This is a genomic window from Bacillus sp. N12A5 (genome assembly GCF_026790125.1).
Taxonomy (GTDB): domain Bacteria; phylum Bacillota; class Bacilli; order Bacillales; family Bacillaceae; genus Bacillus.
The window spans coordinates 188,790-201,181 of the sequence record NZ_JALAMR010000003.1 but is presented as its reverse complement, the minus strand read 5'-3'; the positions used below and the strand labels follow the sequence as shown (position 1 = coordinate 201,181).

Below are 12,392 nucleotides of genomic sequence, written 5' to 3'. Positions count from 1 at the left end.
ACTGAAATAAGGTCAAAAAAGGAGGGAAAACATACGATGGCGGATCATCATTTTTACTTAAAAGCGAACTGGCCGGGTAACCGCAATGACGTCGGTACGATTGAAAGCGGAAACCTCATCACATCTATTTCGATTCCTAAAGAAATGGACGGACCGGGAGAGGGGACCAACCCAGATGAAATGCTTCTCGGAGCGGCAGCGACTTGTTATATTATTACACTGGCTGCGATGATGGAAAGAAGCGGGCTGGAAAAAGAAGACTTGCAGATGGAGTCAGAAGGTATTGTCGACGTCACAAAAGGAGTCTTTACATACAAAAAGATCATTCACCGTCCTTACGTCGTGCTCAAACGTGATGCTTCACAAGAAGACGTTACATTGGCGCACAAGCTTTGTGAAAAGGCGGAGTCGTCATGCATGATTTCACGCGCAGTTCAAGGAAATGTCGAGCTGCACCTTGAAGCTTCTGTAAAGAGGGCTGGTGAATAAAAAAACAGACGGTCACTCACAGGCCGTCTGTTTTTTTTCTTTAGCAGGAGCTTTCGACTGATTTAATACGACGACGCCTGCGATGACAAGTGTAAGGCCGAATACTCCTTTTAAACTGATGGTTTCGCCAAAAAACAAAAACCCGACAATGGCTGTGAGCGCTGTTCCAACGCCTGACCATGTCGCATACGCGCTTGATAAGTCAACGGTCTTCAGAGAAAAACTTAGAAAGGTAAAAGCCGATAGAAACCCGGCAATAACCCCGATAATGGGCCAGGCTTGTGTAAATCCCTCTGAAAGCTTCAGCATCGTGCTGCCGAACACCTCGAATACAATGGCAAGACCTAAATAAAGAAATCCTTTCATCATCCTCACTCCTTATTGCCAGTTAAGTAATACAACCCCTGAAATTAATAAAAGGATTCCGATCAGTCCTTTCACGTTCAGTTCTTCCTTGAACCATTTCACTCCGATCACTGACGTCAGCACCGTGCCCACACCGCTCCACGTCGCATATGAGAGGCTTAGGGGGATATGGTTTAAGGTGAGCGACAGCATATAAAAAGCGAGGGAATAGCCAATCACGACCAAGGCGCTTGGCTTCCACTTTTTGAAGCCGTCAGACACTTTCAGCATGGCCGCTCCTAACGATTCCGAGCATATGGCAATCGTGAGGAATATGTATCCTGTCAACATCGTAAATTCTCCTCACTTCAATATCGTTTTAGATCATAAAAATCTCAGCTAGAAAAATATTAGTGTATGCCTAAGTATGAGTCAAGAGATTCATTTTCAGTGACAGAAAAAAGACCCCTTTTTTAAGGGATCTGTTGTGTTTAATAGTAATAAGGGAATGGAGGATACGGATAAAAGGGATATCCGCCATAAAAATAAGGATTAAATAAAGCGCTTCCTACAAGCCCGCCGACAAGGCCGCCGAAAAAAGGTCCCCCGTAAAATCCGAATGGACGCCCAAATCCAAACCCGTAGCCAAATCCAGGTCTTCCAAACGGTCTCCCAAACCCAAAGGGTCTTCCAATTATCCTTGTATCTTCAGCAGTGAAATGTTCTACCTCGTTCATTTTTTCTTTCCCCCTGTAATAAATTGTAGATGATGCAGTGTATTCAGCCTACCCAGATTTGATTGGGCGTCTGATGAAAAAGAAGGGATGTGAGCACATTGGGCCTGTATCCGTCTGACTGGTCAAAAGCGCCGCCTCACGCTCATGCATACCACGTCAAAACGACAAGAGAACAGGGACATTATCACCTCATTGAAGGATTTACTCAGCCGGCTAATGGATCTAATACCGATCAGCATACACACTACTTTACTGGGATTACGTCTTTTGAAAACGGTCATTTCCATCGGTATTACGGAATCTCGGGCCCTGCGATACCCCTGGCAGACGGCACGCATTATCATGAAATCGAAGAAACGACGTATCTGGCCTATAATGAGCCGATTGAGATCCGGTACGGAGGCGTTGTGTACGACCCGAGAGATGACGGAAGAAAAACGCACCGCCATGCCCTGAAAGGAAAGACGAGAGAAATCGTCGGCAATGAGCCGCTCGGCTGGTAGCGGGATGTTTACCGGGGCAAAAAAAGGGCAAAATGGATAGGTGGTTGTACATGATGAATGCTATAATGGGAGGAGATTTATAAAAGAGAGTGATACATATTGAATAATACGAAGCAGCCCGTTGTCATTTTAGTCGGACCGACGGCAGTGGGGAAAACCAATTTAAGTATTCAGTTAGCTAAGTCCTTACACGCAGAAATTATCAGCGGAGATTCGATGCAGGTTTATAAAGGGATGGATATTGGAACAGCTAAAATCGCCGAACAGGAGATGGAGGGAGTGCCTCATCATTTGATTGACATTTTAGATCCCCAAGATTCCTTCTCCACCGCCGATTACCAAGGCTTAGTGAGAAACAAAATCAGCGAGATTGCAAATAGAGGAAAGCTCCCGATGATTGTCGGCGGCACAGGGCTTTATATACAATCTGTGCTGTACGATTATACATTTACGGAAGAAGCGAACGATCCCGCGTTTCGACAGAGCATGCAGATGGCTGCGGAGCGGGAAGGCGCTGACTTTCTTCATGCCAAACTTGCTGAGGCAGATCCTGAGGCAGCAGCCGCTATTCATCCAAATAATACTAGAAGAGTCATTCGTGCCCTGGAGATTTTACATACGTCCGGAAAAACGATGTCTCAGCATTTGAAGGAGCAAAAACGAGAGCTCCTGTACAATGCAGTGATAATCGGGCTGACAATGGATCGAGACACGCTTTACGCTAGAATTAATCAGCGGGTTGATATGATGATGGAGGCAGGTCTTCTTCCGGAAGTGAAGCGCCTCTACGACATGAACGTGAGAGACTGTCAATCGATACAGGCGATAGGCTACAAAGAGCTTTATGCATACTTTGACGGTTTTGTGACACTTTCAGATGCCGTCGATCAACTCAAGCAGAACTCAAGGCGGTATGCTAAACGCCAGCTGACGTGGTTTCGCAACAAAATGCAGGTTTCCTGGTTCGATATGACACCGCCTGTTGATATGGAGCTGAAAAAAAAGGAAATTTTCACACATATAGCAGGAAAACTCGAACTTTAATCGAAACTGTATGATATAGAGAATCAAGGAGGACGAAACATGAAACCGATTAATATTCAGGATCAGTTTTTGAATCAAATCCGGAAAGAAAATACGTATGTCACTGTTTTTTTGCTGAATGGCTTTCAATTGCGGGGCCAGGTCAAAGGCTTTGATAACTTTACCGTATTGCTGGAATCGGAAGGTAAGCAGCAGCTTATATATAAACATGCGATCTCAACGTTTGCGCCGCAAAAAAACGTCCAGCTTGAACTCGAATAGATCATAAAAAGACCGTGCCTCGGCACGGTCTTTTTTTATGAGATCAACATATGCCTTAAATATATATATCGTGTAAAAATCTGTATCAGGGGGTGGTGGGTCTTGTTTGAAAGTGAAGCAGAACTGAGACGAATCAGGATAGCGCTTGTGTGGATAGCCGTATTTTTGCTGTTTGGGGCGTGCGGGAACCATGAAACCATCATTGAAACAGACAGCGGCAATTCTGAGGATGTAACGCCTCAGCCAAGTTCGTTTCCGCTCGAACATAATCATTTTGGGGTTATGGAGGACGGCTATATTAAAATTTATGAGTATAATGAGTCCAGCAATGAGGTAAAGCTGAAGAAAGAATACGACACGGATGATGAGCTTGAATAAAATTCACAAGCATCCGAATTTACAAAGCGGATGCTACCCGCTAAACTAAATACAGACACAGATCAAACAGAGGGTGAAAAAATGAAGCATAAAGTGATCGTGAATCATTGGGAAGAAATTTGCGAAGATGATTCTTGCTATGAATATGGAACAAGCATCATTGTGAACGGAAAAGAATTAATCAGGGAAGCGTCAATTATCAGCGCTTTAAAGGCGGTTTTAGAAGAGATCGGTGCGGATGTTGAAATAGAAGAAACAGTAGAGAGCGAAAAATGCTGTGATAGCTTAAGAAAAAAAAATCTAGACTACTAAGCAGTTTTTTTTCATGTTATGATATACATCGGCTTAAAAACGACACCCCGAGTAGGACGAGAGATCACTCTCGTTCTGCTCTCTTTTTTGGGCCCTAATGGGTCTGCCCATCTGCCTGATTTGATCAAAATATGAATTTTTCATAAAAACAAATCTATATATTGTGTTTTCGCTAGAGGGTAGTATACTATATATAGTGTTAGTGATGAGAGATTCATATTTTTTGATAGGTCGTGATAAAACGTGGTACAAATCATATTTGATTCAAAAACAGGGAATGTTCAGCGGTTTGTGAATAAAACAGGCTTTCAGCAGATACGCAAGGTGGACGAAATTGACCACATGGACACTCCGTTTGTTTTGGTCACCTACACGACAAACTTCGGCCAGGTACCGGCATCAACACAATCATTTCTCGAAAAATACGCCCATCTTTTATTAGGAGTCGCTGCGAGCGGCAATAAAGTATGGGGCGATAACTTTGCAAAAAGCGCCGATACCATTTCAAGACAATATCAGGTGCCGATCTTGCACAAATTTGAACTCAGCGGCACATCTAAAGACGTTGAATTGTTTACTCAGGAGGTAGAAAGAGTTGTCACAAAATCAAGTGCCAAAATGGATCCAGTTAAATAACGAAATCATGATCCAAAAAGATGGAAAATTCCAGTTTGATAAGGATAAAGAGGCTGTACATAGCTATTTTGTAGACTATATCAATCAAAACACAGTTTTCTTTCACGACTTAAAAGAGAAGCTGGATTATTTGATTAAAAACCAATACTACGAAGAGGAATTCTTAAGCCTTTATTCTTTTGAAGACATTAAAGCAGTGTTTAAGACAGCTTACGCTAAGAAGTTTCGTTTTCCTTCCTTCATGAGTGCGTTTAAATTCTATAATGACTATGCTTTGAAAACGAATGACAAGAAAAAAATCCTCGAGCGATATGAGGACCGGATCTCAATTGTCGCGCTGTTCTTCGCAAACGGCGACACTGAGAAAGCAAAAGAATATGTGAATCTGATGATCAATCAGGAATATCAGCCGAGCACACCGACATTTTTGAACGCGGGCAGAAAACGCCGCGGTGAGCTGGTGAGCTGCTTCTTGCTCGAAGTCAATGATTCATTAAACGATATTTCAAGAGCGATTGATATTTCCATGCAGCTTTCTAAACTGGGCGGCGGGGTTTCTCTCAACCTGTCCAAGCTTCGCGCGAAAGGTGAGGCCATTAAAGATGTTGAAAATGCCACAAAAGGCGTTGTAGGCGTCATGAAGCTTCTAGATAATGCGTTCCGTTACGCTGACCAAATGGGACAAAGACAAGGATCTGGCGCGGCGTACTTAAACATTTTCCACCGCGATATCAATGATTTTCTCGATACGAAGAAGATTTCTGCCGATGAAGATGTGCGCGTCAAAACGCTATCTATCGGTGTTGTCATTCCGGACAAGTTCGTTGAGCTTGCACGTGAAGACAAAGCGGCTTACGTATTTTATCCGCACACGATTTATAAAGAGTACGGCCAGCACATGGATGAAATGGACATGAACGAAATGTACGACAAATTTGTCGACAACCCTCGGGTGAAAAAGGAAAAAATCAACCCGCGGAAATTGCTTGAAAAACTGGCGATGCTTCGTTCTGAATCAGGCTATCCATACATCATGTTCCAAGATAACGTGAATAAAGTGCATGCGAATAACCATATTTCCAAGGTGAAATTTTCTAACCTTTGCTCTGAAGTGCTGCAGGCATCTCAGGTTTCTTCATACACAGACTATGATGAAGAAGATGAAATCGGTTTGGATATTTCCTGCAACCTGGGTTCGCTTAACATTCTCAACGTCATGGAACACAAATCAATCGAAAAGACAGTTAAGCTTGCGACAGACTCCTTAACACACGTGTCTGAAACGACTGATATCCGCAATGCGCCTGCTGTAAGACGGGCAAACAAAGCGATGAAATCAATCGGCCTCGGCGCTATGAACCTTCACGGCTACCTCGCGCAAAACGGTATTGCGTATGAAAGTCCGGAAGCGCGTGACTTTGCAAACACGTTCTTTATGATGGTGAACTTCTACTCCATCCAGCGTTCTGCGGAAATCGCAAAAGAGAAGGGCGAAACGTTTGATCAGTATGAAGGATCGACCTATGCAACAGGTGAATACTTTGACAAGTACGTTTCAACTGATTTCTCACCGAAATACGAAAAAATCGCCAACCTGTTTGAAGGCATGCACATCCCGACGACAGAGGACTGGAAGCAGCTAAAAGCATTTGTGGCTGAACACGGCATGTATCACAGCTACAGATTATGCATTGCGCCGACAGGCTCGATCTCATACGTTCAGTCAAGCACGGCGTCCGTCATGCCGATCATGGAACGGATTGAAGAAAGAACATACGGCAACTCAAAAACGTACTACCCAATGCCTGGGCTTGCATCTAATAACTGGTTCTTCTATAAAGAAGCTTACGATATGGACATGTTCAAGGTTGTAGATATGATCGCGACTATCCAGCAGCACATTGATCAGGGAATCAGCTTCACATTGTTCTTAAAAGACACAATGACGACTCGTGATTTAAACCGAATCGATCTGTATGCACATCACAGAGGAATTAAAACCATTTACTATGCAAGAACGAAAGATACTGGGCAAGACAGCTGCCTTTCTTGTGTTGTTTGATTAAAGGAGAGTTTATAGTGACGAAAATTTATGACGCAGCAAACTGGTCAAAGCATGAAGACGATTTTACCCAAATGTTCTATAACCAAAACGTGAAGCAGTTCTGGCTTCCGGAAGAGATTGCTCTAAACGGCGATCTCCTCACATGGAAGTATCTCGGAAAAAACGAGCAGGACACTTATATGAAGGTATTGGCCGGACTTACTCTTCTTGATACAGAGCAGGGGAATACGGGGATGCCGATCGTGGCTGAACACGTAGACGGCCATCAGCGGAAAGCGGTGCTGAACTTTATGGCAATGATGGAGAACGCTGTCCATGCAAAGTCATACTCTAATATTTTCATGACCCTGGCACCGACTGAAACGATTAATGAAGTATTCGAATGGGTTAAACAAAACAAATATTTGCAGAAAAAAGCGCAAATCATCGTCGGACTTTACAAAGCTATTCAAAAAGATGACGAGATCTCACTGTTCAAGGCGATGGTTGCTTCCGTTTATCTTGAAAGCTTCCTCTTCTACAGCGGTTTCTATTATCCGTTATATTTCTACGGACAAGGAAAACTGATGCAAAGCGGTGAAATCATCAACCTGATCCTTCGTGATGAAGCAATTCACGGCGTCTATGTGGGCCTCCTTGCTCAGGAAATCTATAATAAGCAGACAGAAGAGAAGAAAGCGGAGCTCCGCGAATTTGCGATCGACCTTCTGAATGAGTTATATGAAAATGAGCTTGAGTATACAGAGGACCTGTACGATCAAGTCGGACTCTCACACGATGTAAAGAAATTCATCCGCTATAATGCCAATAAAGCGCTGATGAACCTAGGATTTGATCCATACTTTGAAGAAGAAGATATTAATCCGATCGTTTTAAACGGTTTAAATACAAAAACAAAATCACATGACTTCTTCTCTATGAAGGGGAACGGTTATAAAAAAGCGACAGTTGAGCCGCTCAAAGATGATGACTTTTATTTTGAAGATGAAAAAGAGCAGATATAATATCTGCTCTTTTCGGCTTGAAAGGTTCAAATGAGGAGGACGAGGAGGACGCAGTAATCATGGGAAAAATGGACGAAATGATTTTGGTCGCCCCGCGCGACAACGTGTTTAAGAACGAAAGCTTAACCTTCCAGGGCGTAAACAGTGAAGATAGCAGAGTGGCAGAAATCATGGCCCAGATCGAAGCAGCCTATCGTGAAATGAGAAGGGGAGATGCAGAGGAAGATCCGCGTTTCAAGCAGCCAATTCCTTATGTCGTCATTAAGCGCGAAGATGAAGTTTTTCTTTACGAGCGGCTGGCTGGCGGCGGAGAATCACGTCTGCACAATAAGCTTTCTCTCGGCTTTGGAGGCCATATGAATGCTATTGATGGAGCAGCCTCATTCGCTGAAGTCTTAAAGCTGAACACGGACCGTGAGCTTGAGGAAGAACTGCAAATAAATGAAAAAGATAAACAGGCGATTGTCACACTTGGATTGATCAATGATGATGAAAACAGTGTCGGCAAGGTGCATATTGGAATTCTTTCTGCGCTTCAGTTGAAGCCTGGCGCTCAAGTGGAAGTGAAGGAGAAAGAACAAATTGCAGGAAAATGGATGAAAGTCTCTGAATTAAAACAGGACGATATCTATAACCGTCTGGAAACATGGTCAAAGTTTGTTGTTGATATTCTTAAATAAAAAAACCCGGTTTCTCATGATGGAGGAGCCGGGTTTTTTATGAGGCGCTTGTCCGCGTCTCGATTAAGACTCTAGAATGACAATAGCGTCAAAGCCGGCATTCTCCGCTCTGGCAGCAAGAGCGTCTGCATTGTCTTTGGATGTAAATGCGCCGATCTGTACTTTGTATAAGCCATCCTTTAAGATGACAATGGTGTCAAAACCTTTAGCTTCGGCGCTGCTTGCAAGTGAGTCCGCATTCGCTTTGACTTTAAATGCGCCGATTTGAACCTTATATAACCCTGAACTGGACGTTTTTTTTAGGTTGAAGGCTTGCTCCAGCCCGTTTGCATGGCCTCTCGCTAAGCTTTGAATAAAGCTGCTTGTTTTAAGCTTATTTGCATCAGCGACGGTATCAATGAATCCGTTCTCGGTCAATAGGGCAGGCATTGCCGACTCCCTTAGGACGTGGAAGTTTGCTGTTTTTTTACCGCGGTCGGCAAAGTCGACAGCTTGTATCACTTTAGAGTGAATCGCTGTTTGATAAGTCGTTGTCGGTGCCCCCACGCCCGGGTATATATAGCTTTCAAAACCTGTGCCGCCCCCGGAATTAATGTGAATGGATAAAAAGTAACCTGCTCCCCAGTTATTTGCAGCATTTGTCCGGTCACTTAAGCTGACATATTGGTCGCTTGTCCGGCTTAGCAGTAAAGAAACCCCTTCATACTCATTTGTCAATATCGTACGTAACGCTAAAGCGATTTGCAGGGTTAACGTTTTTTCTTGAAGGCCATTTCCTGTTGCGCCTGGATCAGACCCGCCATGGCCAGGATCAATAAAAATCTTAACCATTCTTCATCACCTCATTACAGGATATGAAAAAACACGGCTTCTGCTTGTACGATTATCATCCGTCTGAAAAATGAGGAAATAACCTTTACATATGCGGAAATTATTTCTCGGGAAAGCGCACAATTCAACATGAAGTGACAGCAGATCCCATTGGATTAAAAAATATGAATATGTCATTTATTTTGGGTATTGCGGATTCGGGGTATCTTGTACTGATTCTGTCTGGTTTTAGGCTTGTGTTTCGAGGAGCAAGCATTTCATTAAAGCGACGAATCATTATCAGTAGAAGAAAAAGTTGGTCTCTTAGATCTACACCGAATCAACTAATCGATTCGTATTCTGGCCCCGGGTTGGGTGTTGAAACTGAAAGTGGCACGCCTTACGAACAAAGAACACGGCTTAGGCGGTATTTTCCGCTGCGGGCTTTTTTTGAGCGAAGTGTCCAGCAAGGTGATAGAAAGAATATTTCATATCGTTGCTTCTGATATAAAGTAAGAGGTGGATATATCAAAGAAATATTACCATATTCAATGCTAATGTTCTAAACAAATTGTTAAAAATAAAATCTCTTGGTTTGTCCATCCCATGTCCGTGAATACAATAAGAAATAAAGTATTTCTCGGGAAAGCGCAAGATTCCTGACCGTTCCCGAAAAAAGCAATTGTTTCGACACATGATAGGCGTTTGTCACAAAAGGCATCCGCTTGAATATCATATAGAGAGAACAGAGAGGTGAAAATGTTGGAGCGTGCTGTGACTTATAAAAACAACGGACAGATCAACATTATTCTGAACGGGCAGAAGCAAGTGCTGACAAATGCTGAGGCAGAAGCGGAGTATCAGGCCGCTTTGCAAAAAAACGAAGCGAAGCACAGCATTTTGAAGGAAATAGAAAAAGAGATGAGTGCACTGGTTGGAATGGAGGAAATGAAGCGTAACATCAAGGAAATATACGCTTGGATTTTTGTGAACCAAAAACGCGCGGAGCAAGGTTTAAAGGTGGGGAAGCAAGCGCTGCACATGATGTTTAAAGGAAATCCGGGAACAGGAAAAACGACGGTTGCACGGCTGATCGGCAAGCTGTTCTTTGAAATGAATGTCCTGTCAAAAGGCCACCTCATAGAAGCGGAGCGGGCTGATCTGGTCGGGGAATATATCGGCCACACCGCCCAAAAGACGAGAGATTTAATCAAAAAGTCATTAGGCGGCATTTTGTTTATAGACGAAGCCTACTCGCTGGCAAGAGGCGGCGAAAAAGACTTTGGGAAAGAAGCTATCGATACACTTGTAAAGCATATGGAAGACAAACAGCATGAATTTATTTTAATTCTCGCCGGATATTCGCGGGAAATGGATCATTTTCTCTCATTAAATCCCGGTCTCCAATCAAGATTTCCCATCTCCATAGACTTTCCGGATTATTCTGTGACCCAGCTCATGGAGATTGCCAAACGAATGATCGCTGAAAGAGAATACCAGCTCAGTCAAGAAGCGGAATGGAAATTAAAAGATTACTTAATGACAGTGAAAAGTACGACAAGTCCCATTAAGTTCAGCAATGGCCGTTTTGTCAGGAATGTGATCGAAAAATCGATCAGAGCGCAAGCCATGAGGCTTTTAATGGGCGACCAATACTTAAAAAGCGACTTGATGACCATTAAAAGTCAAGATCTTTCCATTAAAGAAGAAGCATCCGGCTCTGCATAGACCTCTCAAAAACTGAGAGGTCTGTTTTTTGCTGTATTTCTTGCTGTTCAAAGCAATCGATTTGTGGTATACACATGCAGGGTTTGGTATGATAATACTACTGCCCAATATGCAAAAGAAAGGAACATCCATTTGAACGAACAAGAAACGATTCAGGAAAAAGCTATTTTAGTCGGATGTCAGCTGCCGCATATCACGGATGAGCATTTTGAAAATTCTATGGAAGAGCTTGCCTCTCTGACAAAAACAGCAGACGGAAAAGTATTGACCAGCGTCACACAAAAAAGGAACAGGGCTGACGCAGCTACATATATAGGAAAAGGAAAGGTAGAAGAGCTGAAGGCACTGGTGGAAGAGCTTGAAGCTGATCTCCTCATCTTTAATGATGAACTGTCGCCAAGTCAGCTGAAGTCATTGGCAACAGCAATTGAAGTGAAGATGATTGACCGCACGCAATTGATATTAGATATTTTTGCAAAGCGGGCGAGAACGAGAGAAGGCAAGCTTCAAATTGAACTGGCGCAGCTGCAATATGCACTTCCGCGCCTGACGGGACAAGGAATCAATCTCTCCCGGCAAGGCGGAGGAATTGGGGCGAGAGGTCCCGGGGAAACGAAACTGGAAACCGACCGCCGCCATATCAGAAATCGCATTCACGAAATCAACACACAGCTTTCAACTGTTATTCGCCATAGAAGCCGATACCGTGAAAGAAGAAAGAAAAACGGTGTGCTTCAAATTGCGCTTGTCGGATATACAAACGCGGGGAAATCAACATGGTTCAACCGCCTGACAAGTGCTGACAGCTATGAGGAAGACCTCCTGTTTGCCACGTTGGACCCGATGACCAGAAAAATGGTCCTCCCAAGCGGCTACAGTGTGCTTCTGTCAGATACAGTAGGTTTTATTCAGGATCTTCCGACGACATTGATTGCTGCATTCCGGTCAACGCTTGAGGAAGTCAAAGAGGCGGATTTGATCCTGCATTTGATTGATTCCTCAAATGAGGATTACCCGGGACACGAAAAAACAGTGCTTCGGTTGCTTGAGGAGCTTGAGGCCGACGACATCCCGATGCTGACGGCTTACAATAAGCGGGATCAAAGGCTGCCTGATTTTATTCCGTCCGCCGGAAGGGACCACATTATGGTCAGTGCAAAATTTGAGGAAGACGCTGAAATGTTTAAAGAAGCGATTCAACGCTATTTGCGCCAAGAGCTGTTAACGTCGTTTGAAGCGCATGTGCCGGCAAGTGAAGGCAAGCTCCTTTCAAGAATCAAATCGGAAACGATGGTTGACCGCTTCTATTTTAATGAAGAAAATGAACGGTACGACATATCAGGTTATGTACAAGAAGAGCAAAACATCATCGGTGAATTAAAGAAGTATATGTAGGAAGG

The 12,392-nt window shown here is 43.5% G+C and carries 16 protein-coding genes; 12 read left to right on the top strand and 4 right to left on the bottom strand.

Features of this window, described 5'->3' with window-relative positions:
- Positions 1–36: 36 nt before the first annotated feature.
- Entirely contained in the window at positions 37–489 is a 453-nt protein-coding gene (locus MOC09_RS04250) for an OsmC family protein (RefSeq protein ID WP_268360815.1), read from the top strand.
- 12 nt (positions 490–501) lie between these two features.
- Here MOC09_RS04250 and ebrB read toward each other — a convergent pair whose 3' ends face one another.
- The 3 genes from ebrB to MOC09_RS04235 all read right to left on the bottom strand — a co-directional run bounded on the left by ebrB (position 502) and on the right by MOC09_RS04235 (position 1,571).
- Entirely contained in the window at positions 502–855 is a 354-nt protein-coding gene (ebrB, locus tag MOC09_RS04245; protein ID WP_268360816.1) for a multidrug efflux SMR transporter subunit EbrB, read from the bottom strand.
- A gap of 12 nt (positions 856–867) precedes the next feature.
- Positions 868–1,185 carry a multidrug efflux SMR transporter subunit EbrA gene (ebrA, locus tag MOC09_RS04240; RefSeq protein ID WP_268360818.1) on the bottom strand — a complete coding sequence of 106 codons (318 nt, stop codon included), beginning with the start codon at positions 1,183–1,185 and terminating at the stop codon, positions 868–870.
- 140 nt (positions 1,186–1,325) lie between these two features.
- Positions 1,326–1,571: a hypothetical protein gene (locus tag MOC09_RS04235; RefSeq protein ID WP_268360819.1), complete on the bottom strand. Its 246-nt coding sequence runs from the start codon at positions 1,569–1,571 to the stop codon at positions 1,326–1,328.
- Positions 1,572–1,660: 89 nt separating this feature from the next.
- Between MOC09_RS04235 and MOC09_RS04230 the strand changes: the two genes are divergently transcribed.
- The 9 genes from MOC09_RS04230 (at position 1,661) to MOC09_RS04190 (ending at position 8,454) form a co-directional block, all read left to right on the top strand.
- Positions 1,661–2,074: a YmaF family protein gene (locus MOC09_RS04230; RefSeq protein WP_268360820.1), complete on the top strand. Its 414-nt coding sequence runs from the start codon at positions 1,661–1,663 to the stop codon at positions 2,072–2,074.
- 99 nt (positions 2,075–2,173) lie between these two features.
- On the top strand, positions 2,174–3,118 hold the full coding sequence (gene miaA, locus MOC09_RS04225; RefSeq protein WP_268369665.1) for a tRNA (adenosine(37)-N6)-dimethylallyltransferase MiaA: 945 nt from the start codon (positions 2,174–2,176) through the stop codon (positions 3,116–3,118).
- Positions 3,119–3,157: 39 nt separating this feature from the next.
- Entirely contained in the window at positions 3,158–3,379 is a 222-nt protein-coding gene (gene hfq, locus MOC09_RS04220) for an RNA chaperone Hfq (RefSeq protein WP_003221097.1), read from the top strand.
- 102 nt (positions 3,380–3,481) lie between these two features.
- Positions 3,482–3,757: a YmzC family protein gene (locus tag MOC09_RS04215; protein ID WP_268360823.1), complete on the top strand. Its 276-nt coding sequence runs from the start codon at positions 3,482–3,484 to the stop codon at positions 3,755–3,757.
- A gap of 81 nt (positions 3,758–3,838) precedes the next feature.
- Positions 3,839–4,069 carry a hypothetical protein gene (locus tag MOC09_RS04210; RefSeq protein ID WP_003238362.1) on the top strand — a complete coding sequence of 77 codons (231 nt, stop codon included), beginning with the start codon at positions 3,839–3,841 and terminating at the stop codon, positions 4,067–4,069.
- 243 nt (positions 4,070–4,312) lie between these two features.
- Positions 4,313–4,705, top strand: coding sequence for a class Ib ribonucleoside-diphosphate reductase assembly flavoprotein NrdI (gene nrdI / locus MOC09_RS04205; protein ID WP_014476876.1), 393 nt, complete (start codon positions 4,313–4,315; stop codon positions 4,703–4,705).
- Positions 4,665–6,767 carry a class 1b ribonucleoside-diphosphate reductase subunit alpha gene (nrdE, locus tag MOC09_RS04200; protein ID WP_268360825.1) on the top strand — a complete coding sequence of 701 codons (2,103 nt, stop codon included), beginning with the start codon at positions 4,665–4,667 and terminating at the stop codon, positions 6,765–6,767. Before nrdI ends, nrdE begins: the two co-directional genes overlap by 41 nt.
- A 17-nt stretch (positions 6,768–6,784) precedes the next feature.
- Positions 6,785–7,774 carry a class 1b ribonucleoside-diphosphate reductase subunit beta gene (gene nrdF, locus MOC09_RS04195; RefSeq protein WP_071576906.1) on the top strand — a complete coding sequence of 330 codons (990 nt, stop codon included), beginning with the start codon at positions 6,785–6,787 and terminating at the stop codon, positions 7,772–7,774.
- A 59-nt stretch (positions 7,775–7,833) separates the two neighbouring features.
- Positions 7,834–8,454 carry a hypothetical protein gene (locus tag MOC09_RS04190; protein ID WP_268360827.1) on the top strand — a complete coding sequence of 207 codons (621 nt, stop codon included), beginning with the start codon at positions 7,834–7,836 and terminating at the stop codon, positions 8,452–8,454.
- Between the two features lie 63 nt (positions 8,455–8,517).
- Here the strand turns inward: MOC09_RS04190 and cwlC are convergent, their stop codons facing one another.
- Positions 8,518–9,285 carry a sporulation-specific N-acetylmuramoyl-L-alanine amidase gene (gene cwlC / locus MOC09_RS04185; RefSeq protein ID WP_268369664.1) on the bottom strand — a complete coding sequence of 256 codons (768 nt, stop codon included), beginning with the start codon at positions 9,283–9,285 and terminating at the stop codon, positions 8,518–8,520.
- Between the two features lie 738 nt (positions 9,286–10,023).
- On the opposite strand from cwlC, the gene spoVK reads away from it, so the two are divergent.
- The gene (gene spoVK, locus MOC09_RS04180; RefSeq protein WP_268369797.1) at positions 10,024–10,992 is read left to right on the top strand and encodes a stage V sporulation protein K; all 969 of its coding nucleotides are present in this window, start codon (positions 10,024–10,026) and stop codon (positions 10,990–10,992) included.
- 132 nt (positions 10,993–11,124) lie between these two features.
- Positions 11,125–12,387, top strand: coding sequence for a GTPase HflX (gene hflX, locus MOC09_RS04175; protein WP_268369663.1), 1,263 nt, complete (start codon positions 11,125–11,127; stop codon positions 12,385–12,387).
- The last annotated feature ends 5 nt before the right edge of the window (positions 12,388–12,392 follow it).

Coding starts and splice junctions, on each gene's coding strand:
- ebrB (WP_268360816.1), bottom strand. CDS start 855: ATGAAAGGATTTCTTTATTTAGGTCTTGCCATTGTATTCGAGGTGTTC.
- MOC09_RS04210 (WP_003238362.1), top strand. CDS start 3,839: ATGAAGCATAAAGTGATCGTGAATCATTGGGAAGAAATTTGCGAAGAT.
- cwlC (WP_268369664.1), bottom strand. CDS start 9,285: ATGGTTAAGATTTTTATTGATCCTGGCCATGGCGGGTCTGATCCAGGC.
- MOC09_RS04250 (WP_268360815.1), top strand. CDS start 37: ATGGCGGATCATCATTTTTACTTAAAAGCGAACTGGCCGGGTAACCGC.
- MOC09_RS04235 (WP_268360819.1), bottom strand. CDS start 1,571: ATGAACGAGGTAGAACATTTCACTGCTGAAGATACAAGGATAATTGGA.
- spoVK (WP_268369797.1), top strand. CDS start 10,024: ATGTTGGAGCGTGCTGTGACTTATAAAAACAACGGACAGATCAACATT.
- ebrA (WP_268360818.1), bottom strand. CDS start 1,185: ATGTTGACAGGATACATATTCCTCACGATTGCCATATGCTCGGAATCG.
- MOC09_RS04190 (WP_268360827.1), top strand. CDS start 7,834: ATGGGAAAAATGGACGAAATGATTTTGGTCGCCCCGCGCGACAACGTG.
- hfq (WP_003221097.1), top strand. CDS start 3,158: ATGAAACCGATTAATATTCAGGATCAGTTTTTGAATCAAATCCGGAAA.